A 26,103-nucleotide genomic window follows, 5' to 3' on the forward strand; every position below is an offset into this window, starting at 1 on the left:
CCTTTACTAGACAGTGTTCAGTGAACACTGTCTAGTACGCTAGCTGAACACCGTCTAGTAGGGAAGAGGGTTCGATGCCCGCCGCAGGACTCGACCGCGACGCCATAGTCCGCGTCGCACTCACGCAACTCGACGAGGTCGGGCTGGAGGCCTTGTCACTGCGCCGCGTCGCCAAGGATCTCGGCGTCCACCCCTCGGCGCTCTACTACCACTTCGTGAACAAGCAGGAGCTGCTCGACGAGATGGCGCGCGTGATCATCGCCGACGCCCTCAACCTCGCCGACGCCCCGCATCAACAGCGCTGGGACGAATGGCTCATCTTCCTGGCCCGCACCCAGCGCCGAGCCGTCCGCACCCACCGCGACGGCGCGGTCCTCATGTTCCGTTCCCGCCCGACCGCCGCCGACCAGCTCGCCTACCTGGACACCCTGATCCAGCTCCTCACCGCCGACGGCTTCACCGCCGAAGCCGCAGGCCGCGCCTTCTCGGCAGTGTCCGGCTACGCGATCGGCATCGCCGCCTCGGAGCAACAGCGCGCGAACATCGCCCTGGACCCCGCCGTACTGGAGAAGATCGGCGCGCACTCCGGTTTCGCCACCATCGCCGACGCCGCCGTGGAAGCCGACGCCGCCTTCGAACACGGCCTGCACTGGCTGATCGAAGGTATGCGCGCCGAGTTGGCAGCCGCGCCGAACTCCCTGTGACGGATGTCGACGCTCACGGGAGGCGCCACGGCGGCCATCGGATGTCGCCGGGCGCTCATCGTGCGGCGCGCCGGCACTCGCTCCGCCGCGGCGGGACGCCGGCCGTGCTGGGATCGCCCTCGCATATCCGGCAAGCTCCGGCGCTGTCTGCGTTCGTTATTACCCGAATGCTGTTGCAGCGCTAGGTTAATTGGGGGCGGTGGCGGAGGAATTCGATGGCGTCGGGGTATTGCTCGAGGGTCTTGGCGGCGGCGGCTTCCTCGGCGTCGCAGAGGCGCTGGTAACCGGATTCGCCGGCGTCGGCGGCGTGCGTGCGGAGGGTTTGGAGGGCCTCGATGGCGTCGCGGTGGTCGCCCAATACGGTTTGCAGGCGTTTGGCATTGCGGGCCAGGTCGGTGGCCGGATCGCCGAGGACGTCGGCGGCGGCCTCGGCGGAGTAGCGGAGTCGCTTGGCGGCCTTGCGGATGTCGTGCAGATGCTCGACGCGGTCCTCCTCGGAGAGCGCCGGTTCCATGCGGACCAGGCGGCGCAGGTCGCGGAGATCGTGTTTGAGGACGGTGGCGAAGACCTCGCGGGCGGGCTCGTCGGCGTGCGCGCCGCGGAGCGGCGGCTGCGCGATCATGCCGTGCAGCCGGTCGGTGAGGGCGCGGTAGCGGCGATTGTCGAAGGCGTCCACCACGGCCGCGTGCGCGCCCGCGTAGAAGCGGCGCTCGTCCGCCACCAGTCGCGCGCCGAAATCCGGTCGGGGAGCGGACTTCTCACCCAGCGGCACGGTCTTCTCGTCGAAGGAGGCGGGCTTCTCGCACAGCAGCGCCTCGAACCGGTCGGCCCGCACCTCGGCATCCCGGGCGACCCCGAGCAGTCCTGCCAGCCAGCGCAATTCGTCGGTGATCTCCCCGATCGGCTTCCGCTGCATGATCCGGCGATACGAGCGCAGCACGCTGCGTAGTCGCCGGGTGGCGACCCGCATGCGGTGCACCGAATCCGGAAGATCCTGGCGCACATCGGGTTCCGCGGAACACAGCCGGTCCACGTCGGCGGCGATGGCGGCGACTAAGGCGGGACCGGCTGTGGTACTCATCTACGTCCTGTACTTGTCCGTGGCTTCCACCAGATGATGGGTGATGCCTGGCTCGGCGGCCGCGTGCCCGGCATCGGGCACCATGTGCAGCTCCGAATTCGGCCAGGCCTGGTGCAGATCCCAGGCGCTGACCGCCGGGCACACGATGTCGTGGCGGCCCTGCACGATCACGCCGGGAATATGGGCGATGCGGTCGATATCCCGCAGCAGCTGCCCGTCGTCCAGGAATCCGTGATTCACGAAGTAATGGTTCTCGATGCGGGCGAAGGCCAGCGCGAATCGCGGATCGGCGGTTTCGGCGACCCGATCGGGTTGGGGCAGCAGGGAACTCGTGGCGCCCTCCCAGGTTGACCACGCGACGGCCGCGTCGGTGGCGAGCTGAGCGTCGGGGGAGTGCAGCAGACGGTGATAAACCTCGACCAGATCGCCACTACGATCGGATTCCGGCACCGGCGCCAGGAACTTCTCCCACTCGTCGGGGTACACGTACCCCGCGGAACCATTGTAGTACCAATCGATTTCCTTGCGGCGCAGCAGGAATATCCCGCGCAGCACCAGCTCGGTCACCCGGTCCGGATGCGTCTGCGCGTAGGTCAGCGCCAGCGTGGAACCCCACGAACCGCCGAACACCTGCCAGCGCTCGACGCCGAGATGCGTTCGCAGCGCTTCGATATCGCGCACCAGATGCCAGGTGGTGTTGTGCTCCAGGCTCGCGCCGTCCGCGATGTGCGGCACCGAACGCCCGCAACCCCGCTGATCGAGCAGCACGATCCGGTACGCCTCCGGATCGAAGAACTGCCGATGGAACGGCGCCGTGCCGCCACCGGGACCGCCGTGCAGGAACACCACCGGCTTGCCGTCGGGATTGCCGCTGACCTCCCAGTGGATCTGCTGGCCGTCACCGACATCCAGCAATCCCTGGTCGTAGGGCTCGATCGGCGGGTACAGGGTGCGCATCAGAACGCCAGTCCCGAGGCGAGGGTCTGCAGTTCGAGCGCCTGCAGGGCCTGCGTGTGGGTATCCGGGCACTGCTTCGTCATGACCCGGTCCACCACCTCTTTGTCATTGAGGATCTGGATATTGATGCCGCCGTTGCGCAGTCCCCACTCGTGCACCGACGCGTTCAGTGAGATCTTGCCCAGCGTCGGACCCTGCACCCGCCAGTCCGACAACTGCGGCTTGATCAGATCGCACAACTGCTGCGCGACCGCGTCCGACACCTGCAACGGCGTGCCGGGCGTCCCGGTCTGCACACCGGACGAGGTGGTGGGCGCGGACGAACTGGTCTGCGGCGTCGAGGAACCTTGGCTGGACCCGCTCGGGCTGTTGCCCCCGCAGGCCGCGACCAGCGCGACGACCGCCGTGACGGCGGCGGCCAGCGGTAGGCGCTTGCTCCAGCTACTGCTCTTCCAACGGCGATGCATGGACTTCCTTCAGGTAGTACCGGCTGCGTTGGCTCCGAGTCTGCCATCTAATCCTGGCCGGGGTCTGAGGGATTCATGCCGAATCTTCGAACCATGCGATCCCGCTATGGCGGGACGCCGATACCGCCGCCACCGGGAACGGAAAGGCGCCCCCGCGAATGGACCGCGAGGGCGCCGAACCCGGCTACGGAACAGCGCCGATCAGTAGCTGTGCTCCGGGCCGGGGAACACGCCACGCCGCACCTCGTCCGCGTAAGCGGCTGCGGCACTACGCAATTCGCCGCCCACATCCGCGAACTGCTTGACGAACTTGGCCGTCTTGCCGGAGGTGTAACCCACCATGTCCTGCCACACCAGCACCTGCGCGTCACAGTCCGCGCCGGCGCCGATGCCGACCGTCGGAATAGTGAGCTTGCGGCTGACCTGACCGGCCAATTCGGCGGGCACCATCTCCATCACCACGGCGAAGGCCCCGGCCTCCTGCACGGCGATGGCGTCGGCGATCAGCTGGTCCCCGGCGTCACCGCGGCCCTGCACCCGGAACCCGCCCAGCGTGTTCACGCTCTGCGGGGTGAAACCGATGTGCGCCATGACCGGAATACCGGCGGCGGTCAGCTTGGCGATGGTGTCGGCGACACGTTCGCCGCCTTCCAGCTTCACCGCGTGCGCGCCGCCCTCCTTCATGAAGCGGGCCGCCGAGGCGAACGCCTGCTCGGGCGAGACCTCGTAGGAGCCGAACGGCAGATCCGCCACCACGAGTGCATGGGGCGCGCCGCGCACCACACCTCGTACCAGGGGAATGAGCTCGTCGACGGTGATGGCCACCGTGGTGTCGTAGCCGTAGACCACATTGGCGGCGGAATCGCCGACCAGGAGTACCGGGATACCGGCTTCTTCGAACAGTCGCGCGGTCGAATAGTCGTACGCGGTCAGCATCGACCACTTCTCGCCGGACTGCTTCATCTGCTGCAGATGCTGCACGCGCGTCTTGCGCTTGGCGGTCGTGGCGGCGGGAGCGGAACCGTAGGCAGGGGTTTCCGCATCGGATACGGACATCATCGTCCCTTTCGTCGTTGCCTCGAGGCCCGTCAGGGTCCCCGGGTTGTTATGACGAGGTTCAGTCTGCCACCCCCGCGGCCCCGGTCAGGGATGCGATTCCTCACATCCCCGGCCGGAACGCGTGCTCAGCCCACCGGGCCCTTGGCCAGGGTCACACTCTGCGACTGGGACTGGCCCGAGCCGTCGACCCAGTGGATGGTGACGTTGTCGCCGGGGTGGAACTGATCCATGGTGTTGGTCAGATCCGTCGCCGAGGTGACATTCGTGCCGTTCACGGCGGTGATCACCGAATTCTGGGTGAGCCCGAGCGTATCGGCCGGACCGCCGTTGACCACGCCTTGCACCAGCGCGCCCTGCCCGCTCTGCGCATTGCTGACCGAGACGCCCAGGAACGCGGAATCGCCGAGATGGATATTGCCGCCGCCGGAACCGTTCTCGATGTTCTGGGCGATGCTCTGCGCCTTGTTGATCGGAATGGCGAAGCCCTGGTTGCCGCCGCGGCCGAACCGGAAGCCCTTCGTCGCCGCGGTATCCATGCCCACCACCTGGCCGGAGCTGTTCACCAGCGGGCCGCCGGAATCACCGGGCTGAATATTGGCCGACACCTGGATGAGCCCGGTCAGCTGCTCCGAACTGCCGCTGGAATCGTCGCTGGCGGTGATCGCCTGATTGAGCGCGGTGACGCGGCCGCTCGCCGCGGTGGGCGTGCCCTTACCGCCGGCATTGCCGACGCCGACCACGGTATCGCCGACCGCGACCTGGTCGGAGTTGCCCAGCGGCGCGGTCTGCAGGCCCGAGGCCCCGCTCAGTTTGATGATGGCGAGATCGTCGGTGCGGTCGTAGCCGACGACCGAGGCCTGATAGGTCTGGCCGTCGCCGAGATCGGTCACCGAGATCTGAGTGGCGCCCTCGACCACGTGATTGTTGGTGAGAACGGTTCCGTCCGAACTGAGTACGATCCCGGTACCCGCGGCCTCACCGTTCTGCAGGCCCAAAGTGGTGTCGATATCGACGATTCCGGGCACCACGCCCTGCACGGCCGCGGTGAGATCGGGTGTGGTGGTGAAGTCCACCGGCTGGGTCCCCACGCTGGTCGGCGCCGCGACCGGGTGACCCGTGGTGAGGGGCGAAACCGGCCCGCACGCAACCAGAGTCAATGTTCCGGCAAAAGCCAGCGCCACCGCTGCCGGCACTACCGTGCGCCGCGTCCACCGCGGGCGCTGCGGTCCCGTCGGCTGTGCGGACCCGCTGGGTGAATTCGCAAACCCGGTCATGACGTCCCTCTCGAAGTGTTTCGAACCTCCGGACTCCATTGAGCACCTTCATCCTGAGAACCGCCTGGGCAATGGCTGTGCTGCCACACAATCGACGCGGGATCTACATCACTCCCGTGAACCCGCCGCAGCGAATGCCCGAACCCGCCGTAGCGAAGCGGGAACGCACAGGAGCTCATGGCACGATCGATGCCATGGCGTTGAAGCGAACCGGCCGGGCCGCGCTCTTGGCGACGGTGCTGGCGATGACCGCGGCCGGCTGCGGCACCGTGGTGGACGGTAATCCCACGGCCACCGCGCCCGTGACCCTCGACAGTTTCTACAACCAGAAACTGAACTGGGAGAGCTGCACCGGTTACGCGGACGACGACATGCCGCAGGGCGCCGAATGCACGCACGTGAAAGTGCCGGTGGACTACGCCAATCCGAACGGTCAGACCGCGCAGATCGCCATCTCACGGATCAAGGCGACCGGGCAGAAGGTCGGCTCGCTGCTCTTCAACCCGGGCGGTCCGGGCGTGCCCGGCCTGAACATGGTGGGCCTGGGCGCCAATACCGACCTGGCCGAACGCTTCGACCGCATCGGCTTCGACCCGCGCGGCATCGGCGCCTCCACCCCGCAGATCCAATGCCTCACCGCCGCCGAGAACGACAACGAACGCGACGAACCCCCGAAGGACAATTCGCCCGCCGGCATCGCCGGACAGGAGACCGAGAACAAGCAGTACGTCGGCAAATGCGTGCAGCGCACCGGCAAGGACTTCCTCGAGCACGTCGGCACGCGGGAAGTCGTGCAGGACATGGACGTGATCCGCGCGGCCCTCGGCGATCCGAAGCTCACCTATCTCGGCTACTCGTACGGCACCCGGCTCGGCTACACCTACGCCGAGAAGTTCCCCGACAAGGTGCGGGCCATGGTGCTCGACGGCGCCCTCGACCCGGTACAGGATCCGGTGAAGGAATCCGTCGCGCAGGCCGCGAGCTTCCAGCAGGCCTTCGACAAGTACGCCGCCTCCTGCGCGAGCAAGCCCGACTGCCCGCTCGGCCAGGACCCGACGCAGGCGACCGCGAAGTTCCGGGCGCTGGTCTCACCGCTGTGGGACAAGCCGGTGCCCACCCAGGATCCGCGCGGACTGCACTACGGCGACGCCATCACCGGTGTGCAGCAGACCCTCTACTCCAACCAGTTCTGGCCCGCGCTCACCAAGGGCCTGCGGGAACTGACCCAGGGCCGCGGTGACACCCTGCTCGCACTGGCCGACATGTACGACGGCCGCAAGGACGACGGCAGCTACGACAACAGCCAGGACGCCTTCAATGCCATTCGCTGCGTGGACGATCCGCCCATCACCGATCGCGCGGTAGCCGCCCAGCAGGACGCCGACTACCGGCGCGTCGCACCCTTCCTGGACGACGGGCACGGCAGCAATGCCGCGCCGCTGGAACTGTGCGCCTTCTGGCCCGTCCCCAGTACCAGCACGCCGCACAAGCTTTCGATCCCGAACCTGCCCAAGACCGTGGTCATCTCCACCACCCAGGACCCGGCCACCCCGTATCAGGCGGGCGTGGATCTGGCGCAGGAGCTGGGCGCGGACCTGATCACCTACAACGGGACCCGGCACACCGTGTCACTGTCGGGCGTGCAGTGCGTGGACGATCCGGTCATTTCGTATCTGGTTGATTTGAAAGAGCCCGCGCCGGGCCTCACCTGCTGACTCGTGCGGCGGGCCCGGCGAGTCTCACAGCGTGGCGGGCAGTGTCCGAATCTGTTCGCCACGCCTGCTGACACTCACGTAACACAGATTTAACTCCGGTTACCTACAGTCGCGGACATGGACCGTCAGAAGGAATTCGTCCTCCGCACGCTCGAAGAGCGGGATATCCGTTTTGTGCGGCTCTGGTTCACCGATGTGCTTGGCTATCTCAAGTCGGTGGCCATCGCGCCCGCCGAGCTCGAGGGCGCTTTCGAAGAAGGCATCGGCTTCGACGGTTCGGCGATCGAGGGATTTGCCCGCGTATCCGAAGCGGACATGGTGGCCAGGCCGGACCCCTCCACCTTCCAGGTGCTGCCGTGGTCGACCTCCAAGGGACATCAGCACTCCGCGCGCATGTTCTGCGATATCGCCATGCCGGACGGATCGCCGTCCTGGGCGGACCCGCGGCACGTGCTGCGGCGCCAGCTGAACAAGGCCGCCGATCTCGGCTTCAGCTGCTACGTGCACCCGGAGATCGAGTTCTTCCTGATCAAGCCGGGACCCTACGACGGTTCCAGCCCGATCCCCGCCGACAATGGCGGCTTCTTCGACCAGGCCGTGCACGACGAGGCCCCGAACTTCCGCCGCCACGCCATCGATTCCCTGGAATCCATGGGCATCTCGGTGGAGTTCTCGCACCACGAGGGCGCGCCGGGGCAGCAGGAAATCGACCTGCGCTACGCGGACGCGCTGTCCATGGCCGACAACGTCATGACCTTCCGCTACCTCATCAAGGAGGTGGCGATCGACGAGGGCGTGCGAGCCACCTTCATGCCCAAGCCTTTCGCCGATCACCCCGGTTCGGCCATGCACACCCACATGTCGCTGTTCGAGGGTGAGCAGAACGCCTTCGCCGACCCGGATGATCCGGACAATCTGTCGGAGACCGCGCGCGCGTTCATCGCGGGCATCCTCGAGCACGCGCCCGAGATCAGCGCCATCACCAACCAGTGGGTCAACTCCTACAAGCGACTGATCCACGGCGGCGAGGCCCCGACCGCCGCCTCCTGGGGCCGGTCCAACCGCTCTGCGCTGGTACGGGTTCCGATGTACACGCCGAACAAGTCCTCCTCGCGGCGAGTCGAGATCCGGAGCCCTGACAGCGCCTGCAACCCGTACCTGACCTTCGCCGTGCTGCTGTCCGCCGGCCTGCGCGGCATCGAGAAGGGGTACACGCTGCCGCCCGAGGCCGAGGACGACGTGTGGTCGCTGACCTCCGCCGAGCGGCGCGCCATGGGTTTCCGGGAATTGCCGGCATCGCTGGACGAGGCGCTGAAGAACATGGAGAAGTCCGAACTGGTCGCCGAAACCCTCGGCGAGCACGTCTTCGACTTCTTCCTGCGCAACAAGCGCCGCGAGTGGGCCGGCTACCGCGCCCAGGTCACGCCCTACGAGCTCAAGGAATACCTGGGGTTGTAAGCCACTCGAGCCCTCCGATCCTCGAGCTCAAAGTTCATGGCCCGTCTCGTTCTGGACTGAGTGGAGCGGGGGAGCGGAGGAGCGGAGGGAGGGAAGAACGAGACCTCCACGGCATCCACCTCCCTGAGCCTGCCCGTGAACCCGCCGCAGCGGAGCGGAGGCAGAATGGCAACAGTGTCCGAAATACGAGGGTAGGGCGGCACGTCGCATCCACGTGACATGTAATTTGATTCCTATGGTCCGGCCACCGACTGCTCGTTCCGCTGTCCCCGGTGTCGGACGGCTCGGTTTACTAGAGCCGTCGGCAGCCGAATCCCTCCGAGAATTGGCGTGGGACAACGTCGAGAGTGTGCCGCTGCTCTGGGCCCTTTCCCGGTCGCCCGATGCCGATCTGGCATTGCTCACCCTCATGCGACTGCGGGAGAAACTCGGAAACGACTGGGGCGCACTCGATTACGCGATCCGGACCGACACCTCGCTGCGCGGGCGGCTGTTCGCGCTCATCGGATCGTCGAGCGCCTTCGCCGATCACCTCGCGGCCGACCCGCTGGCCTGGCAGCTGCTGCGGCGGCGGGACCTGCCCGAACGGGATGAGCTGATCGCCGATCTGCTCGACGCCGTACACGCGCAACCGGAGGTCGGCCCGAACACCGGGCCGATGCTGTACCGGGCCGGCATCTCCGGTCCCGAGGCGATCGCCTTGCTGCGCAAGCGGTATCGCGATCAGCTCATGCTGCTGGCCGCCATCGACCTGGCCGCCACCGTCGAGAACGAGCCCGTGCTGCCGTACCAGCAGGTCGGCTGGCATCTCACCGATCTCGCCGACGCCGCGCTCACCGCCGCGCTGTCGGTGGCCGTGGCGCGGGTCTGCGTGGACCGCGAGGTACCCGTCCGGCTGGCCGTCATCGCCATGGGCAAATGCGGTGCGCGGGAATTGAATTACGTCTCCGACGTGGACGTCATCTTCGTCGCCGAACCCGCCGACACCACCGCCACCCGGCTCGCCGCCGAGACCATGAGCGTCGGCGGGGCCGCGTTCTTCGAGGTGGACGCGGCGCTGCGGCCCGAGGGCAAGGCCGGTGCGCTGGTGCGCACCCTCGAATCGCATATCGCCTACTACAAGCGGTGGGCGCGCACCTGGGAATTCCAGGCCTTGCTCAAGATGCGGCCCGCCACCGGCGATCTCGAACTCGGCGGGGATTACCGGGACGCGCTCATGCCCATGGTGTGGGCGGCCTCCGAACGACCCGACTTCGTCGCCGACGTGCAGGCCATGCGGCGGCGCGTCGAAGACCTGGTGCCCGCCGACCTGCGGGAACGGGAACTCAAACTCGGCCACGGCAGCCTGCGCGACGTCGAATTCGCCGTGCAGCTGCTGCAATTGGTGCACGGCAAAGCGGACGAATCACTGCATGTACAGGGCACCGTCGACGCGTTGGCGGCACTCGCCGCGGGCGGATACGTCGGCCGCGACGATGCCGCCAACCTCACCGCCTCCTACGAATTCCTGCGACTGCTCGAACATCGTTTGCAACTGCAGAAACTCAAGCGCACCCACACCCTGCCCGCCCCCGAGGACGAGGAGGGCATGCGCTGGCTGGCGCGCGCCGCGCACATGCGGCCGGACGGGCGGCAGGATGCGGTCGGGGTGTTGACCAGCGAGATCAAACGCAATGCGGTGCGCGTGCGGCGACTGCACGCCAAGCTGTTCTACCGGCCGCTGCTGGACTCGGTCGCGCGCCTCGACGCCGACAATCTGCGGCTCAGCCCCGCGGCGGCCGTGCGGCAGCTGGCGGCGCTGGGCTATGTCGCGCCGGAGAACGCGCTCGGACACCTGAAGGCATTGACCGGGGAAGTGGGGCGCAAGGGCCGGATCCAGGCGCTGCTGCTGCCGACCCTGCTCGAATGGCTCGGCGAGACACCGAATCCCGATGCGGGGTTGCTCGCCTACCGGCGGGTGTCCGAGGGACTCGACAACGAGATCTGGTTCCTGCGCGAATTGCGCGACGAGGGCGCCATCGCGCAACGGTTGATGATCGTGCTCGGGTCCTCGGCGTACCTGCCGGACCTGCTCATCAACGCACCCGAAACCATCCGCATGTACGCCGACGGCCCCGACGGGCCGCTGCTGCTCGCCACTCAGCCCTCCGATGTGGCACGCGGAATCCTTTCCGGCGCAGGACGTTACGACGAATCACGCCGCGCCGTCGCCACCGCACGCTCACTGCGCCGGCACGAACTGGCACGCGTCGCCTCCGCCGACGTGCTCGGTATGCTGGACGTGCCGCAAGTGTGCGCGGCGCTGTCCTCGGTGTGGATCGCCACGCTGGAAGCGTCACTGCAAGCGGTCATCCGGGCCAGCGAGGTGGAACGCGGCCGGCCCGCGCCCGCCGACTTCGCCGTCATCGGCATGGGACGACTCGGCGGCATGGAACTCGGCTACGGCTCCGACGCCGACGTACTGTTCGTCTGCGATCCGCGCCCCGGCGAGGACGAGACCGTCGCCGTGAAATGGGCCATCAGCGTCGCCGAACAAGTACAGCGGCTACTCGGCGCACCCAGCACCGACCCGCCCCTCCAGGTCGACGCCGGTCTCCGTCCCGAAGGCCGCAACGGTGCCTTGGTCCGCACCCTCGCCGCCTACGACGCCTACTACGCACAATGGGCGCAACCGTGGGAAGTGCAGGCCCTCCTGCGCGCCCGCCAGGTCGCCGGCGACGAAGGCCTCGGCATCCGCTTCCTCCACATCATCGACCCGGTCCGCTACCCCGAAGCCGGCATGTCCCCCGAGGGCGTCCGCGAAATCCGCCGCATCAAGGCCCGAGTCGACGCCGAACGCCTCCCGCGCGGCGCCAACCCCGCCACCCACACCAAACTCGGCCGCGGCGGCCTCGCCGACATCGAATGGACCGTGCAACTCCTGCAACTCCAGCACGCCAACGCCGTCCCCACCCTGCACAACACCTCCACCCTCGAATCCCTCGACGCCATAGAACAAGCCGCCCTCATCGACACCACAGACGCCGCCCTCCTCCGCGACGCCTGGCTGACAGCCACCAAGGCCCGCAACGCGTTGGTCCTGGTCCGAGGCAAATCCGCCGACCAACTCCCCGGCCCCGGCACCCTCCTCTCCGCCGTAGCCAAGGTCGCCGGCTGGCCCAACGACGACGGCAGCGAATTCCTCGACCACTACATGCGCGTCACCCGCCGCGCAAAAACAGTGGTAGAGAGGGTCTTCGGCGGCGAATGACCACCTACTCGGCACGACAAAGCCGAGCCAGCCTGCGGGCCAAGACCTTCGGCGGACACGGCTCCAACAGCGGGCCGTCGCCGCGACCGCAGAGGTAGCGGCCCGCAGACGCGATATCCACCCAGACGAGGTATTCCGCCGGCATCGCGCGTCGAGTGCGCACATGCCGGCGCACCTCGATCACGCCATGACCAGTTGGTGGCGAGTCGAGCAGCCGCTCGGCGACCAGTGATGCGCGGCCCACGGATTCGCCGGCCGCATCGCCCGCACTCCCGAGCAGAGCCACAAGGATCTCAGGCACGATCGCTGCACTGCCGGCCGCAAGAATGACATTCCCGCCGACATCCGGATCAGATCCCGCCCGCTGAACCAACGCAACCCCCAGCCCACGATCGACCGCACCATAAGCCCGCAGTGGCTGATCGCGAATACCACTGACTGCCAGCGAGATCGCCGGATCCGCCGCAATCCGCAGCGCCGCGGACAGGTCTGCATCGCGCCCACGAGGAAGCCGCGCAGCGAGTGCCCGGCAGAGGTTGTCGTAGTCATCCTGGAAGCGAGCACCCGAACGCAGGCGAAGCGGAAACGGATAACGATCGAGGTCAGTCTCGCGCCAGAGATGGGTGAACTCGTCCGGCGTGAATTCGCGCAGCTGTCTTGGGTCTCGCTCGACGTGGCCGCGCGCGGTGCCGGTGGAGACAGGAAACGCGCCGGGCCAGAGGGGTGCCGCGACAGCGGATGAATTCGGTCGTGTGGATTTCCGTGTCATCGGAGATCGCCCTCGCGGCGCGGGAGATCGGTTCGGGCGGCGGGGATTTCGGCGCCGATCACCGGGGCGATGGTGGATTCGGGGTGGCCGAGGAGTTCTTCGGTGCGGTCGCGCACCAGCCATGCGGGCGATTTGTGGGTCCGATCTGCTGCGGAGGATCCGGAGCCGGCGGGGGAGTAGAGGCTGGGTGTCGATGGGGCGGTGGGGTCCTCGGGGCGGGTGGTGATCCGTGGTGTGCTGAGAAATTCGGGGTGCGGTGGGCCTGGGTAGCTGCGACCCGGGTCGCTTGGGGCTGAAGGCATTCCAGAGAAGCGGGGACTACCCGGGAAGCTGGGAGTGCCGGGTCCACCTCGGCCGGTGGGGAAGTCCCGATAGTCGGGAGTGTCTGGCGTGCCAGGGGAGTTCGGGGTGTCAGGGGCGGACGGTGCGGCGCCATCGATGGAGGCGGCTCGAGTGGCGGTCGATGGATCGCCTTGGTCCACGAGGTCGGCGCTGCCGTTGTCGGCGTTACCGGTGCCGCCGTGGTTCGCGGAATCTATGGTGGCGCGATACCGAGGATCAGTGCCGTTGAGGTTCGCGGTGTCGGTGAGAGTCTGCTGGTTTCGGCGGGTGGTCGCCTCGTGGTCCGGGGTACCGGGGGCGGCGTTTCCGTCTCGGGCTGCCGGTTGTGGCATGCCTGGCGGATCGGATGAATCAAGTGGCGGCGCAGAGGCATTGCCGGGTTGGTCTATGGGGAAGAAGGCGGGGACTCGGGCGCCGGCGGGGGGATAGGTGGGGGTGTAGTTGGCTTCCAGGGCGGCTATGGCTTGGCGGTATTGCTCTTCTCGGTAGCGTTCGAAGGCTTGGGTGTCGGCGGGTGGGGTGGCCGTCATGAGGGCGATCAGGTCGGCTGTGGTGGCGGGGAGGGTGTCACGGGTGGTGCCGGTGGTTCGGACGGGTGGGGGTGGGACGGTTTTGCGGACTACTTCGGCGGCGAAGGCGGCGGCGGTGATGCGGCGGCCGGAGGTGAGGGTTATTTCGGCGATATCCAGTGCGTCGCGGGCGAATCGGCGGGCGGCGGTGTCGGCCGCGGTGGCGAGGCGGCCTTGCATGCCTTCGGTGAGGTCCGATTGGACTGTCAGTTGCAGGCCGCCGATGGCGCCGGTGAGGTCTTCGGCGATGGCGGCCCAGGTGTCGCCGGCGGTGTGCATGGCCGCGGGGTCCATGGCGCGGACGTGGCGGTGGATCTCCTCGTGGGAGAGGCCGCCGAAGTGTTCGAGTCGCTGGATGTAGTCCGCGTCCAGCTCGGTGCGGGACACGCGTTGCTGCTCGTGTTCCGCGCCTTGCAGGCATTGTTGTGCCCTGCGCCGCAGTGCATCCGGATCCATGGCCGACCTCCGATCGCTGTTTCCGGATCGGACGCGGGCGAGGCGGGACGCGTTCCGCGACGCGGGCGAATCCTCGGCGATTCGTACCGGGTCAGGGTTTACGGGCCTGCAGCGTGTACGAGAGCGGCAGGCGTTCGGGGTGTTCCCGCAGCCGGTGCTCGCCATCCGCGTCGCAGGTCATACGGCCGGGCAGGGCTTCCCAGGGGATGCTGTCGTGTTCGGTGACGGCGGTCAGGATGAGCCCGGATCGCAGCAGCGCGTCGATGATCTCGCCGAGGCCGTGATTCCACTCGTGAGTGGTCGTCGCGGTGAGGGCGACATCGGTTTCGACATACGTGGAGCTGTCGGACCACACCATCGGCTCGGGGGTTTCGAAATACGGGAAGGCGATGGTGAGTCGGTCGGCGACGGTTTCGTCGATGGACCACAGCACCGGATGCCCGTCGCGGATGAACAACCGCCCGCCGGGACACAGCAGTCCGGCGACGGTCTCCGCCCACTTGTGCACATCGGGCAGCCAGCACAACGCCCCGATCCCCGTGTACACCAGATCGAACCGCTCACCACCGAGCGCCGTAACCGCCTCGTACACATCGGATTCCACGAAGTCGACCGGCGCCCCCGTATCCGCGGCCAGCTTCCGCGCCTGCGCGAGCGAAGCCGGGGAGAAGTCGAGCCCGGTCATCACCGCCCCGAGCCGCGCCAGCGAGAGAGTGTCGGTGCCGATATGGCATTGCAGATGCACCCCGCGCAGCCCGCGGATATCGCCGAGCCGCGGCAGATCGAATCGGACCACGCCGCTGAGGAACTCCGGATCGGTGCGAAAACGGTCGAGCGCATAGTCGGGCGAATCCGCGTGCACGGGCGCGCGGTCGTCCCAGTTGGCCTGGTTGAGGCGTCGATAGTCGCTCATGTCGTCCGACTGTGCCACGGCCGCGAAAGCCCGACCAGTTATTTTCCGGCGCTGCGTGTCGTGCGAGGCGCGCCGCCGCCCGCATGAATTCTCGTCGCGAGCTGCGCTTTTTCCTTGCGACACCACCAATTTCGGCGCACCCGCGAGGGATACTCGAAGACGACCCCGGTAATGCGGGAGGCAAGATGGGGAATACGCGGCTGCGGGCGGGGCTGGCCGTCGTATTGCTGGTGGCGGGGCTCGCGCTCACCGGCAGCGGCGCACTGGAAGACGCGAAGCCGCAGCATGTTTCGACCGGCTCCGGCAATCCGGGACAGCCCACCGGCATGAACTCGGACACCGGCCCCAATGGCGCGCGCGCCGGCGTCCCCGACGCCCAGCTCACCGCCGACAGCGGCGACGGCGGGCCGATCGACAAACTCGCCCTGAACGCTCTCTCCGATATCGCCGATTACTGGAGCAAGCAGTACGGCAAGACCTTCCAGGGCACGTTCCAGCCGGTGCCCCGCTTCGTTTCCTGGGATTCGACGGCCACCGAGGGCCGCGCGGTGCAGTTCTGCCGCGGCAGTACGTATCAGGAGGTCAATGCCGCCTACTGCACCACCGATCAGACCATCGGCTGGGATCGCGGCACCCTGTTCCCGCAGCTGGTGCAGAAGTTCGGGCCGATGTCGGTGGTCATGGTGCTCGCACACGAATACGGGCATGCGGTGCAGGCGCAGGCGCGTCTCAATGGCCTGCTCACCCCGAATGTGGTGCGGGAGCAGCAGGCCGACTGTTTCGCGGGCGTCTTCCTGCATTCGGTGGCGGTGGGGGATTCCCGGCATTTCACGCTCAACACCACCGAGGGATTGAACGGCGTGCTCGCCGCCACCATCGCCTTCCGGGATCGGGAACCGGGCGCCTCGGAGGATGAGCACGGGACCGCATTCGAGCGGGTCACGGCCGTGCAGATGGGTTACACCGGCGGCGCCGACGCGTGTAAAGGCATCACACCCAAGGAACTTCAGCAGCGTCGCGGCACACTGCCCGCCAGTTTCCGCCCGGGAGAGCAGGATCGGCAGCTGCCGGTGGATCGGCCCGCGCTGGAACTGGTCGCGCAATCCCTGGCCAAGGACTTCCCGATCAAACGGGAGCCCGGCTACGACTATGGCGGTGTAGCCGGGAAATGTCCGAACAGTGTTGTGACGCAAGCTGTTTCGTACTGCCCGTCGACCGGCACCATCGACGCCGACGTGCCCGCCCTGGCGAAGCGCGCGGTCTCGCCGGACAGCGGGTCCCTGCTGTCCGCGGTGGTCGGCGGCGACTACAACGCGTTCGTGGCGTTCGTGTCCCGGTACATGCTTGCGGTGCAACAGGATCGCAAGCTCAGCCTGGTCGGGGCGGCGACAGCGGGCCTGCGCTCGGCCTGCCTGTCCGGCGCGTACAGCGCCGACCTCAGCCGGCCGGGCAGCGACCCGCAACTATCGGTGACCGATCTCGACGCCGCGGTCTCCGGACTCCTGTCCGACGGCCTGGCCGCCGGTGATGTCGACGGCAATGTGGTGCCCAGCGGTTTCGACCGCCTCGCGGCCTTCCGTAACGGTGTCCTCGAGGGGGCGGACAGCTGTTACACGACGTTCAAATAGACCCTTCGGGGGCGCCCGGAGCCCGTATACCCCTCGAGCGGGCTCCGGCGCTGCCGAACCGTGTGAACGGACTCAGCTGGGCAGGTGCGCTTCCAGCCAGTTCACGAGGTCGTCGAGCACCTTGTCCTGTTCCGGCTCGTTGAAGATCTCGTGGTAGAGCCCGTCGTAGCGGATGACGGTCTTGTCCTCGGATCCCGCGTCGCGCTCGATCAGATCGGTGCCGACGGGGTTCGCGAGTCCGTCGGCGGTGCCGTGCTGCACCAGCAGGGGCGCGGTGAGCCGGTTCAGGCGCTTCTTCACCAGGTCGCCGGCGCGCAGCATCTCGGCCGCGGTGCGCACTGGCACGCCGCCGTGGTGGTTGAGCGGATCGCCGTCGTAGTCGCGCACGACCTCGGGATCGCGGCTCACCAGCGTCGAATCCAGTTTCATGACAGGCAGTTTCGGGGCGATGCGGGCCAGGATCGGGGCGATGCGACGTTCCAGCGCGCTACCGCCCTCGATCTCGACAGCCGGACCCGACAGCGCGATTCCGGTGACATCGAGCGGCGCGCGGGTGGCCAGATAGGCGACGGTGAGCCCGCCCATGCTGTGCCCGATGACGAACCGCGGCAGCCCGGGATGCCGGGCGGTGGCCAGGTCGAGCAGGGACTGCACATTGTCGGCGGCCCCGTCGAGGGATTCGATGTCCCCGCCCTTGCCGGCCGAGCGCCCGTGCCCGATGTGATCGAGCGCGTACACCGCGAATCCGGCCTCGTTCAACCGCAGTGCGACGTGCGCGTACCGTCCCGAGTGTTCCGCGTACCCGTGCACGATGACGGCGAGGGCGCGTGGTTCGCCGTCCGGCAGCCAGTCCTGCCAGAACACCCGCCCGCCCGCGCCCTGGAATTCACCGGTCTCGTTTCGGGTCATGGCGCGACTCGCTTTCGTGTCGGGGTGGGATCACGGCGCAGTAATTCTCGCGCATCCCGCCCGAACCGGGGCGTTTCGCCCGAATTCAGAGCCGGTCGGCGGCGGCCAGCCGATCGAACAGCAGCCGGTAGAAGGCGATGATGCGGCCGTAATTCACCCGCGAGAGGCGCTCATCCGTGCCGTGAATGCGTTCCAGATCCGCGGCATCGACCACGATGGGCGCGAAATTGCAGCGGGTCCCGGCGAGACCGTCGTAGTAGCGGGCATCGGTCGCGCCGGGCACGATCGCCACCGTGACCGCGATCCCCGGCACCACCGCGCGCGCCAGATCGGCGACCAGCTCGAACGCGGGCCCCGCGAACGGATCGACCGTGGGTTCCGAGGTGTGGCCGGACAATTCGATGCGCACCCGCTTGTCGCGCACCACCCGGCGGCAGTGCGCGAGCACCCCGTCCACCGAATCACCGGGCAGGATACGGAAATTCACGAACGCCTCGGCCCGCTGCGGCAGCACATTCGGTTTCACGCCGCCGTGAATGACGGTCGGCGCGGTGGTGGTGCGCACCATGGCCTCGGTCTGCGGTTTCGCGGCCAGCACCCGAGTCACCGCGGGGCCCGCCACATTCACCAGGCCGAGCAGACTCCGCCGCGGCTCGGACATGAATTCACGGACCCGCGCCAGCATGTCGAGGGTCACCGGCGTCAAACGCAAAGGGAACGGGTGATCCTGAATGCGCGCGACCGCGCGCGCGAGCCGCCCCACCGCGGTCTGCTTGCCCGGCATGGAGGAATGCCCGCCCACATCCGTCACCGACAGCCGGACCGTGGCGAAACCCTTCTCGCCCACCATGATCGTGGCGACCGGCTGTTTCACGCCGTCGGCCACACCGGTGGTGATCACGCCGCCCTCGTCCAGCAGCAGGTCGGCCTCGACCCCGGCTTCCCGCAGCCGGCGTGCCATCCGTCCAGCCCCGGACACCCCGAAGATCTCCTCGTCGTGCCCGAGCGCCAGGTACACGGTCCGCCGCGGCCGCACCCCCGCCGCGAGGGCCTGCTCGACGGCCTCCAGGATTCCGATCGCCCGGCTCTTGTCGTCGATCGCGCCGCGCCCCCACACGAATTCGGCATCCACCACGCCCGCGAACGGCGGATGCGTCCATCCCGCTTCGTCATCCACCGGCACCACATCCAGATGCGCCAGCAGAATCGCCGCCGCATCGCCGTCCGCGGCCGGTTCGCTGCCCGGCCAGCGGTAGAGGCGACTGTGACCGAAGGTCTCGAGGCTGAGATGGGTGTGCACGAGCGGGAAGGAATGCTCGAGGTGTTCGGTGAGCCGATCGAACTGCGCCGGGTCGATCTGCGCCTGATCCTCGAAGGACACGGTGGCGCAGCGCAGGGCGGCGGCGAGGCGTTCGGCGGTGGCCTCGTCGACGGTCACCGGGTCTGCGGGGGCGGTTCGGGTCATCGGTCACCGGTCCGTGGAGGGAAGTCGACGGTCACTGTTGCATTGTTCAGTACATCACCGGGCACAATGAGGGTTTTCTCGGCATACCACTTGGGGATCGCGTCGCTCAGGCCACCGTCCAGGTCAGGGGTGCGCACCTCGGTCAGCATCGGCAGCTGCACCTGCGCCGAGGTGACGGTGACGGGTGCGAAGGCCGGCGGATGCGCCCACACGTCGTCGATCACATCGGTGATGCGGAAGCCGATGCGATCGCCCGCCGGGATCGGCCAGTCCTGGGCCAGCAGCCGCACCTGCGCGGTCGGCGTCACGGGTGCGATACCGCGGGTGATGATGATGCCCCGGCCGTCCGGCTTGATGTCGTAGATCTCCAGCGCCACCGACGCTTTCGGCGTGCCGTCGAGGGTGATGGTCGCGGTCGGCGCGCCCGCCAGGTGCTGGTCCGCGGCCAGCGGCGGGGTGACCGACCAGATATCGCGATCCGGTCCGGGCAGCAGCCCGCGATCGGTGTAGGTTCCGGTGCGCAGGTCGACGGTCACCGGCCGGGTGTCGGCGGGCGGCCACTGCTGCTCGGAGCGATAACTACCGTCGAACGCGCCCACGGTGACCCGCGGTCCGGGCACGGTCACATCCTTGCCCGCCACATGCTTGTCGAAGAAGGCCAGCAGCTCATTGTCGAACCACGGTGTGCCGCACGCGGTCCGGCACATCTGATGACCCCACTCACCGAACCACGCCTTGTGATCGCCGGGGCCGAGCGCGTTCCACAACTGGAAGACGCGGTCCGGCCGGGTATTCGCATCGGCGAACCCGGCGCCCAGGAAGAGTGGAATCGTATTGCCCCGCAGCTTGGCGACGAGGTCGCGATCCTGCCAGAAGGGTGTGCTGTCATCGTGATTCGTGGTCTGCGCGAGATAGTTGGCGTAGCAGGCCGGATCGATCTGCAACGCATTCGCCTTGTACTGCGGCGAATCCGTCGGATACGGCGGCGTGGACGCGATGAGCAGATGTTCGAAACCCGCGAGATCACCCGGCCGGAAACCACGGTCCGACACCGGTTTGAGCGCGAACTTCCACGCGATGCCCTGCATGTAGAGGTAGGCGTTCGGATCCACCACGGGTTCGAAGGACCCGACCGCCGCCAGCCCCTGCGGCTTCTCGGCCAGGCCCATGAGCCCGGTCCAGCCCTCGTACGAGGTGCCCAGCAACCCGACCTTGCCGGTCGACCACGACTGCTGCGCCGCCCACTCGACCGCGGTCTTCACATCCGAACGCTCACCCGGACCACCGAAATCGGGGCAGCCGTCCGAGCCGCCGAAACCCCGCAGATCCGCGATGACATAGGTGTAGCCCGCATCCAGGAACATCTGCACCGGCAGATCGAGCGTGGACGGCCCGCCCTGTAACCGCGGTTCGCTCAGATACGCCGCATGCGCGCGATAGGGACTCACCGTCATGATCACGGGCGTGCGGACGTCGTCGGCCATCCCGACCGGGCGCAGCACATCCGCGTGCAGTGACGTCCCGTCCGGCGCCGTGATGAACGTTTCCTTCCACTGGAATCGAGGAGCCGCGCCCGCCTGCGCGGGCCAGGCCACGACCCCCAACACCAGCAGCGCACCGATCAGGGCACGCCACAACACCATCCGCATGATCACATAGTGACCTTGGCGGTTACCGCCGTTTCGGACCAGCCCCCGGAAACCAGGGGCGGGCCCGGATGCTAGTCGCGGAAGTAGTGCCCGGCGTCCAGATCCGCGAGCAGCGTGGATTCGGTGGCCTCCCAGCCGAGTTCCTTGCGGGTCCGTTCGCTCGACGTCCGCATGCTGGTCCCGGCGAAGGCGCCGAGGAAGCCCAGCCGTGCCACCGCCTGTTCGAGTGGGACCCCGGTCACCGGCACACCCAGCCCGCGCCCGATGGCCGCCGCGATCTCGCGATACGGCACCGCCTCTTCGGCCACCGCATGCCAGCGGGAGGCCGCGGGCGCGCCTTCGAGGGCCAGCCGGTACAGCCGCGCGGCATCCACGCGATGCACGGACGGCCAGCAGTTCGCGCCATCGTCGACATACACGGCTTCGCCCTGTTCCCGGGCCATTCCGATGAGCACGGGGAGGAAGCCGTGATCGCCCGCGCCGTGCACGATCGGCAATCGCACCACCGACACCCGCACGCCGCGATCGGCGAAGGTCACGGCGACCTCCTCGGTGATGTAGCGCTCGAGACCGAAGGGTCCGGGGTCGGGTGTGCTGTCCTCGGTCGAGGTCTCGCCCGAAAGCAGCAGCGGGACGCCCGAAGTCACGACCAGCGGCCGATCCGAACCGGTGAGGGTTTCGGCCATGGCCGCGACGGCGCGCCGATCGGCCCTGGCCGCGGCCTGGAACTGCGAGAAATCGTGGATGTAGGCGGTGTGGATGACGCCGTCGGTGGTGGCGGCGCCCTGGCGCAGGCTGTCGAGGTCGGTGAGGTCGCCGCGCAGCACCTCGGCGCCGGCGGCGCGCACGGCATCGGCGGCGGCGTCCGAGCGAGCCAGGCCGAGGACCTGGTGGCCCTCGTCGAGCAGGTCGCGGACGGTGGCGCTACCGAGGAAACCCGATGCGCCCGTGACGAATACACGCATGGTGCACTCCTTGGAGAGGAACGAATGTGAACCGGTCCGCGCCTCGGAATCGGGGAGCTGGGCCGGTGACTCCACCATCGGCCGCGGGGCGGTGGCGCGTCCAAGTCCTGTTCCGCACCACGCAATGCAAATCGGGCATCGCCGCAGTTCAGGTCTTATGTGCCGGGTGCCCGAGGTTCAGTAGGGGATTACGATCGGGTATGCCCGATCTCCCGCCCGCCGACCTCGACCTGCGGTTGGTGCGGTACTTCACCGTCGTCGCCGACCACCGGCACTACGGTCGCGCCGCCGACGCGCTGCGCATTGCTCAGCCCTCGCTGAGCCGCCAGATCCAGCGTCTGGAAAAACAATTGGGTGCACGGTTGCTGGACCGGACCCCGCAAGGCACCAAACTCACCGAGGCCGGGGAGGTCTTCCTGCCGCGTGCCAAGGCCCTGCTGCGCAGCGCGGCGCAATCCGCGGCCATCACCCGCGCGGCCGCCGATCCGCATCGCCTCACCATCGGCTACACGATGAACCTGATCATCACGCCCGCCGTGCGGGACATGCGCCGCCGCTACCCGGACGCCGAAGTGCGCTCCATGCACGTCGAATGGAACGGCGCCCGCGCCGCACTGCTCGAGCATCGCGTGGACGCGGTGGTGACCCGCCTGCCGTTCGCCACCGACGGGCTGCACGTCAGCATCCTCTACGACGAGCAGCGCGCGGTCCTGCTCCCGCTCGACCACCGCCTGGCCGGCAAGGAATCCGTCACCCTCGACGACATCGCCGACGAGCCCCTGCCCCGGGTGCCGGACCCGGTCTGGAATGCCTTCTGGCGCATCGATCCCCGCCCCGACGGCAGCCGCGCGCCGGACGGGCCGTTGATCGAATCCGTCGAGGACAAGCTCGAAATGATCGCGGCCGGTGAGGCGGTGGGGCTCATCCCGGTGGGCGACCATGTCACGACACTGCGCTCGGATCTGACGGCCGTGCCGCTGGAGGACGTCGAGCCGAGTCACGTCGTGCTGGCCACCCGGGCCGGTGACTCCAACCGGCTGGTCGAGGCGTTCCGCAAGTGCGCTCATGCACTGCTCACCGGCCCCGAACCGCCGGCCTCGGACTGAATTACGCTGCGGCCCGACGACTTACACCGGGCGCAGGTCGATGATCTTGCGCAGCCGGGCGCGGTCGCGTTCGACGCGGCGGGCCTCGTAGGCGATGGGGAAGTAGCGGACGCGTTCCGGCAGCACCGGCACAGTGCGGCCGATCAGCCAGCCGAGGGCGCGCAGGGCGCGTTCGTCGTTCGCGGTCCAGTCGAGTCCGAGCTTGGCGCGCACGGATTCCGGTGTGGTGCCGACGGTGAAGAAGTACTGGAGGCGGCCGACCGGGAGGGTCGCCGCCCGCCACAGCGGGTGCAGGGGAGCGGGAATCTGCTTGGGCGGGGCGATGTTCCGGATGACCTTGAGATAGTCGTAGGCGACATTCGTGACGGCCAGGTGGTTTTCGACCTGATCCTCGAACCAGGGCAGCCATTCGGCGTAGGTCGCCGGAATCTCCTTGGGCGCCACCGAGAAGTTGCGCATGAGCTGCGCCACCTCCTGGTAGTACGCCTCCTTGTCGGCGTCGGTGAGCTTCTCGCTCGAGAAGTACTTGTTGCCTTCGGTGAAGGCGAACACCCCGGTGTGCAGCACCCACGCCCACGGGCCGGAGGACAGTGCGCGGTGTTTGACGCCGTGTGCGTCGGTGGAGTTCAAGGTGGCGTGCATCTTCCGCAGCCGTTCGGCCTCGGTGAGGGCTTCGTCGCCGCCGTACACCCACATCATGACCGAGGCGATGCTGCGGGCGGCGCGGCCCAGCACGTCGGTGCGGAAGGTCGAGTGTTCGTCCACGACGGCCGCGATGCTCGGTTCCATGGTCTGCAGCAGGAAGGCGGATCCGGCGGTGAGGGAGAAGGTGATGAGCCCGGTGTCCTCCCACATGCGGCTGCCCGGTTCGAAGGGGCGGCGGTCGGGTCGGGTCCCTCGGTGCTGCTCGAGCGCGGCGGTCATGGCGATCTCCTTTGATCGTCATCCGGCCGGGCACTCACCGCCCGACAAGATGAGAGAGTTACTACCGAATCGTCTCATCATGTCGGGCGTGAGGCAAAGCGCCGCGGAATCTCTCAGGGGTTCTGCAGAATGCCGACCACATTGCCCGGCTCGAACTCCACACTCGCCACCAACCGGCCGCCACCCACACCGTGTGGGGCCTCCTTCTCGATGGCGCCGGCGTCCAGCAGCGCCTCGAAGCTCTTGCGAATGTCCGCGACGTGCGCGTAAGCCACCGAACCGAGCGCTCCCTCACCGTCCTTGTTCGGAATCAGGCCGATGTCCTGGCCATCGATATTCCAGCCCACGTAGTACGGCGCATCCGCAATGGGCGCGACGCCGAGCATCGCGGTGAAAACGGCCTTGGCCGCCTCCAGGTCATTGACGGTATAGAGGATGGTCTGCAGTCCAGCGCTCATCGCAGTCTCCTTGTCGAGGGTCATGCTTGCTGATCTTGCCGATATTCACCATGACCGATACTGCCGCGCGACCGTCCGCCGGGTGGAAAGGTTTCGTAAATCCGCGGCACCGAATCTTGCGGGCCGGTTCCCGTTCCGGTCTGCTGGCAACGTGGCCCCTTCCATGCTGGAACTCTACGGATTCGGAAGCGAGGACGAACCGCCTCAGCGCCGTTCGTCGCTCGCCTGATTCCCCGGGCACTCTCACCGGTTTCCACCGGTTCACCGATTCTCGGCTCCGGCCGAATTCGCATGGCGTCGCGCATTTTTCGCGCGACCGTGCCCACATCCCTTCGCCTGCGCGAAAACTGAACGGAGATGGACCATGGGCAAACGCGCCCGCAAGAAGCGTGACCGCCGCAAGAAGAAGGCCAACCACGGCAAACGCCCCGGCGCCTAGCCCGGATCTTGACGATTCGGCCCTGCCCGGTGCGCCGATCTTCACGCGAGATTTACGGCTTCCCAGGCGTTTATCGGCCAGAATGGACGATTCAGTGAAATCACGGAAGGAAGTGCGATGAGCGCAATGGCGGCAGTAGTTCATGCCGGGCACTCGCCGAATCTTGCTGCGCTTCGAGTGCAGTTGCGGGAATTCGCCGCGCGCCACAGCCTGGCGTCGCGGAGCAACGATGAACGAATCCTCGGCTGTACTCCGCTCGCCGTGCTCGGATCCGCGCCACGACGCGCGCGCGGCTGAAAAAAGATCAACTCGGAGCCGCGGTGGCGACCGGTCGACGCCGCCGCGGTTTCCGCTGATCATCTGCGCTCCCATGACATTTCGTGCCAGCCGTTCTTCGACGGCGTATGATCGGCCACGATGGGCACCCGGGGGCACAGCGAGCGAGTAGTGACAACCGACTGGGACGTGTTCTCCGGAGCACTGACCCGGATCCTCGCGACATTGCCCTCCCGCGCCAACCTCATCCTCGCCGCCAGCGGTAATCGCTACGTGCAGTTCCAGGCGTTCGACATCCGGCTATCCGCCGAGCTGACCGGCAATTACTATCTCGTGGAACCGATTTCGGAATCCGCCGCCGAGCGATTACGCAGCCTGGGCTGGATCCCGCCGGCCCTGCAGCACGAGATCGAGAACTGGCACCGCACCCTGCACTGGCCCATCTCCGCGCGCGGCCTCGAAGAACTGGCCCGCTCCGCCACCCTCGGCCTGCACGACGCGCTCGGCGTGACTTCACCCGACGAGCTGCGAGTCACCGGATGGTCCGATCCCACAGGCGATCTGGACCTCAGCGCCCTCAGCGCGGCCACCCCGCACACTTCGCCTCGCCCCTGAGACTCGCGGGATTTCATTCCTTCGCGGGGAGCTGATGGCTCAACAGGATCGCCAGCTGCGTGCGGGCGTCATCGAACGGATGCAGTGACTTGAGCGCGCGGCTCTGCACGATCGCCCCCTCGATCACCGACAGCAGCACTCCCGCCACCGAGCACGCGGTCTGCGGTTTCATGCCCGCCGCGACCAGTCCGTCGGCCAGCCGCGCGGTCCATTCCGCGAACGCCTGACCCGCGGCCGACTGCACGCTCGGGTCCAGTTCGTCGAGCGCGGCGGCCATCATGAACGATCCGGCCCGGTATTCACTGGTTTCCAGCTGATTGCGCCAGAAGGCGAGCAGATCGTCCAGCCAGCCCTCGACGGTGGGTGCGGTGGCGAGCGCGTCGGCCATCTTGCTGACGTGCGTGTAAACGATGCGCGACACGATTTTGGCGGCCGTCTCGACCAGTTCGCCCTTGCCGGAAGGGAAGTGCTGATACAGCGAATTCCGGGAGGCATTGCTGCGTTTCAGCAGCTCACTGAGGCCCGCCGCGTGGACACCGTGCTCCTGCACCGTGGTGATGGTGCTGGCAATCAGTCGGGCGCGGGGTCCGGCCGTCATGTTTGCTCCTCCTGCCCTTGCGTGAACCGATCGGTCCATGTTAAACCTTGGACACGC

Annotated in this window: 23 protein-coding genes; 8 read left to right on the top strand and 15 right to left on the bottom strand. The window is 67.7% G+C overall.

Features of this window, described 5'->3' with window-relative positions:
• The first annotated feature begins 74 nt into the window (after positions 1-74).
• A complete protein-coding gene (locus ACH438_RS40605; protein WP_397015506.1) occupies positions 75-704 on the top strand; it encodes a TetR/AcrR family transcriptional regulator C-terminal domain-containing protein in 630 nt (209 codons plus the stop codon).
• 181 nt (positions 705-885) lie between these two features.
• Here ACH438_RS40605 and ACH438_RS40610 read toward each other — a convergent pair whose 3' ends face one another.
• The 5 genes from ACH438_RS40610 to ACH438_RS40630 form a co-directional block, all read right to left on the bottom strand.
• On the bottom strand, positions 886-1,785 hold the full coding sequence (locus ACH438_RS40610; RefSeq protein ID WP_397015508.1) for a CHAD domain-containing protein: 900 nt from the start codon (positions 1,783-1,785) through the stop codon (positions 886-888).
• A complete protein-coding gene (pip, locus tag ACH438_RS40615) occupies positions 1,786-2,742 on the bottom strand; it encodes a prolyl aminopeptidase (protein ID WP_397015510.1) in 957 nt (318 codons plus the stop codon). It abuts the gene before it with no gap.
• Positions 2,742-3,209 carry a hypothetical protein gene (locus ACH438_RS40620; RefSeq protein ID WP_397015512.1) on the bottom strand — a complete coding sequence of 156 codons (468 nt, stop codon included), beginning with the start codon at positions 3,207-3,209 and terminating at the stop codon, positions 2,742-2,744. Before ACH438_RS40620 ends, pip begins: the two co-directional genes overlap by 1 nt.
• Before the next feature lie 201 nt (positions 3,210-3,410).
• On the bottom strand, positions 3,411-4,265 hold the full coding sequence (gene panB, locus ACH438_RS40625; protein WP_397015601.1) for a 3-methyl-2-oxobutanoate hydroxymethyltransferase: 855 nt from the start codon (positions 4,263-4,265) through the stop codon (positions 3,411-3,413).
• A 128-nt stretch (positions 4,266-4,393) separates the two neighbouring features.
• Complete coding sequence (locus ACH438_RS40630; RefSeq protein ID WP_397015514.1) at positions 4,394-5,542, bottom strand: S1C family serine protease; 1,149 nt, start codon at positions 5,540-5,542, stop codon at positions 4,394-4,396.
• A 194-nt stretch (positions 5,543-5,736) separates the two neighbouring features.
• On the opposite strand from ACH438_RS40630, the gene ACH438_RS40635 reads away from it, so the two are divergent.
• From ACH438_RS40635 to ACH438_RS40645, 3 genes are all read left to right on the top strand, one after another.
• Entirely contained in the window at positions 5,737-7,257 is a 1,521-nt protein-coding gene (locus ACH438_RS40635; protein WP_397015516.1) for an alpha/beta hydrolase, read from the top strand.
• A 117-nt stretch (positions 7,258-7,374) separates the two neighbouring features.
• Positions 7,375-8,715, top strand: a complete 1,341-nt coding sequence (gene glnA, locus ACH438_RS40640; RefSeq protein WP_397015518.1) for a type I glutamate--ammonia ligase — start codon at positions 7,375-7,377, stop codon at positions 8,713-8,715.
• A gap of 235 nt (positions 8,716-8,950) precedes the next feature.
• Positions 8,951-11,965: a bifunctional [glutamine synthetase] adenylyltransferase/[glutamine synthetase]-adenylyl-L-tyrosine phosphorylase gene (locus tag ACH438_RS40645; protein WP_397015520.1), complete on the top strand. Its 3,015-nt coding sequence runs from the start codon at positions 8,951-8,953 to the stop codon at positions 11,963-11,965.
• Between the two features lie 4 nt (positions 11,966-11,969).
• On the opposite strand, the gene ACH438_RS40650 is transcribed toward ACH438_RS40645, so the two are convergent.
• The 3 genes from ACH438_RS40650 to ACH438_RS40660 form a co-directional block, all read right to left on the bottom strand.
• The gene (locus tag ACH438_RS40650) at positions 11,970-12,734 is read right to left on the bottom strand and encodes an ESX secretion-associated protein EspG (protein ID WP_397015522.1); all 765 of its coding nucleotides are present in this window, start codon (positions 12,732-12,734) and stop codon (positions 11,970-11,972) included.
• Entirely contained in the window at positions 12,731-14,101 is a 1,371-nt protein-coding gene (locus ACH438_RS40655; protein ID WP_397015524.1) for a hypothetical protein, read from the bottom strand. Before ACH438_RS40655 ends, ACH438_RS40650 begins: the two co-directional genes overlap by 4 nt.
• A 91-nt stretch (positions 14,102-14,192) precedes the next feature.
• A complete protein-coding gene (locus ACH438_RS40660) occupies positions 14,193-15,014 on the bottom strand; it encodes a class I SAM-dependent methyltransferase (RefSeq protein ID WP_397015526.1) in 822 nt (273 codons plus the stop codon).
• A 185-nt stretch (positions 15,015-15,199) separates the two neighbouring features.
• On the opposite strand from ACH438_RS40660, the gene ACH438_RS40665 reads away from it, so the two are divergent.
• Positions 15,200-16,642 (top strand): metallopeptidase, encoded by a 1,443-nt coding sequence (locus tag ACH438_RS40665; RefSeq protein WP_397015528.1) that lies wholly within the window; start codon positions 15,200-15,202, stop codon positions 16,640-16,642.
• Between the two features lie 72 nt (positions 16,643-16,714).
• Here the strand turns inward: ACH438_RS40665 and ACH438_RS40670 are convergent, their stop codons facing one another.
• The 4 genes from ACH438_RS40670 to ACH438_RS40685 all read right to left on the bottom strand — a co-directional run bounded on the left by ACH438_RS40670 (position 16,715) and on the right by ACH438_RS40685 (position 21,630).
• On the bottom strand, positions 16,715-17,551 hold the full coding sequence (locus ACH438_RS40670; RefSeq protein WP_397015530.1) for a lysophospholipase: 837 nt from the start codon (positions 17,549-17,551) through the stop codon (positions 16,715-16,717).
• A gap of 85 nt (positions 17,552-17,636) precedes the next feature.
• Positions 17,637-19,016 (bottom strand): M20/M25/M40 family metallo-hydrolase, encoded by a 1,380-nt coding sequence (locus ACH438_RS40675; protein ID WP_397015532.1) that lies wholly within the window; start codon positions 19,014-19,016, stop codon positions 17,637-17,639.
• Positions 19,013-20,665 (bottom strand): CocE/NonD family hydrolase, encoded by a 1,653-nt coding sequence (locus ACH438_RS40680; RefSeq protein WP_397015534.1) that lies wholly within the window; start codon positions 20,663-20,665, stop codon positions 19,013-19,015. The genes ACH438_RS40675 and ACH438_RS40680 overlap by 4 nt, the downstream gene beginning before the upstream one ends.
• Before the next feature lie 71 nt (positions 20,666-20,736).
• Positions 20,737-21,630, bottom strand: a complete 894-nt coding sequence (locus tag ACH438_RS40685; protein WP_397015536.1) for an SDR family oxidoreductase — start codon at positions 21,628-21,630, stop codon at positions 20,737-20,739.
• 200 nt (positions 21,631-21,830) lie between these two features.
• Between ACH438_RS40685 and ACH438_RS40690 the strand changes: the two genes are divergently transcribed.
• Positions 21,831-22,736, top strand: a complete 906-nt coding sequence (locus tag ACH438_RS40690) for a LysR family transcriptional regulator (protein ID WP_397015538.1) — start codon at positions 21,831-21,833, stop codon at positions 22,734-22,736.
• Positions 22,737-22,757: 21 nt separating this feature from the next.
• Here ACH438_RS40690 and ACH438_RS40695 read toward each other — a convergent pair whose 3' ends face one another.
• Together ACH438_RS40695 and ACH438_RS40700 are read right to left on the bottom strand one after the other, a co-directional pair.
• Positions 22,758-23,660 (bottom strand): oxygenase MpaB family protein, encoded by a 903-nt coding sequence (locus tag ACH438_RS40695; RefSeq protein ID WP_397015539.1) that lies wholly within the window; start codon positions 23,658-23,660, stop codon positions 22,758-22,760.
• A gap of 113 nt (positions 23,661-23,773) precedes the next feature.
• On the bottom strand, positions 23,774-24,118 hold the full coding sequence (locus ACH438_RS40700) for a VOC family protein (protein WP_397015541.1): 345 nt from the start codon (positions 24,116-24,118) through the stop codon (positions 23,774-23,776).
• A gap of 364 nt (positions 24,119-24,482) precedes the next feature.
• On the opposite strand from ACH438_RS40700, the gene ACH438_RS40705 reads away from it, so the two are divergent.
• Together ACH438_RS40705 and ACH438_RS40710 are read left to right on the top strand one after the other, a co-directional pair.
• A complete protein-coding gene (locus ACH438_RS40705; protein WP_397015603.1) occupies positions 24,483-24,557 on the top strand; it encodes a 50S ribosomal protein bL37 in 75 nt (24 codons plus the stop codon).
• A 447-nt stretch (positions 24,558-25,004) separates the two neighbouring features.
• Entirely contained in the window at positions 25,005-25,448 is a 444-nt protein-coding gene (locus ACH438_RS40710) for a TY-Chap domain-containing protein (protein ID WP_397015543.1), read from the top strand.
• Between the two features lie 13 nt (positions 25,449-25,461).
• Here the strand turns inward: ACH438_RS40710 and ACH438_RS40715 are convergent, their stop codons facing one another.
• Complete coding sequence (locus ACH438_RS40715; RefSeq protein WP_397015545.1) at positions 25,462-26,046, bottom strand: TetR/AcrR family transcriptional regulator; 585 nt, start codon at positions 26,044-26,046, stop codon at positions 25,462-25,464.
• Between the last annotated feature and the right edge of the window lie 57 nt (positions 26,047-26,103).

This window comes from Nocardia sp. NPDC020380 (assembly GCF_044386975.1).
Classification (GTDB): domain Bacteria; phylum Actinomycetota; class Actinomycetes; order Mycobacteriales; family Mycobacteriaceae; genus Nocardia.